The following is a 693-nucleotide window of genomic DNA, read 5'->3' on the forward strand; positions in this document are numbered from 1 at the left end:
TACCGTGGTCTTATGCGGTATTAGCAGTCATTTCTAACTGTTATCCCCCTGTATGAGGCAGGTTACCCACGCGTTACTCACCCGTCCGCCGCTCAGTCACTTGAATCTTCTTCCGAAGAATCTGATTTAAGTGCTTCGCTCGACTTGCATGTGTTAAGCACGCCGCCAGCGTTCATCCTGAGCCAGGATCAAACTCTCGTTAAAAAATCTTAAACCTGCTGTTACACAGATCCAAAATCAAGTTCGCTCCAGTTCAAGAAAACTACTAGCTTTCTTATCCCTTTTACTGTTATTAGGTGTTCGAACTGCCGATAGCTCGAAACAAAGTTTCTCGCTCATCTTGGCTTCGCCAATGCTCATTCGCTCAGATGTTTAAAAGTAAACTTTCAACATCTGCGCTACATTCGCGCAGTTCGAAGCTGTTCTCTGAATATTCTCTTAAAGAAATCTTCAGGGTTGTTGTCTATTGTTTAATTATCAAGGTTCTTTGTTGTCATTTGCGACAGCCATATTAGAATATCATGTTTGTCGCTTTTTGTCAACATTTTTTGAAAATATATTTTATATACCTTCAAAACTGCATACAAGAAATATCATCCACTTACCTATCACCTTGCTTGGTCATGCCCTCGACCGATTAGTATCAGTCAGCTCCATGTGTTACCACACTTCCACCTCTGACCTATCTACCTC

1 rRNA gene is annotated in these 693 nt (G+C 41.6%); it reads right to left on the reverse strand.

The features are described 5' to 3' along the window. Positions 1 to 204: ribosomal RNA gene (locus JQM82_RS15970) — 16S ribosomal RNA — on the reverse strand; the annotation flags it as partial. Positions 205 to 693 lie beyond the last annotated feature (489 nt).

Source organism: Faecalicatena contorta, assembly GCF_021531995.1.
In the GTDB taxonomy this organism is placed as follows: domain Bacteria; phylum Bacillota; class Clostridia; order Lachnospirales; family Lachnospiraceae; genus Dorea_A; species Dorea_A contorta_A.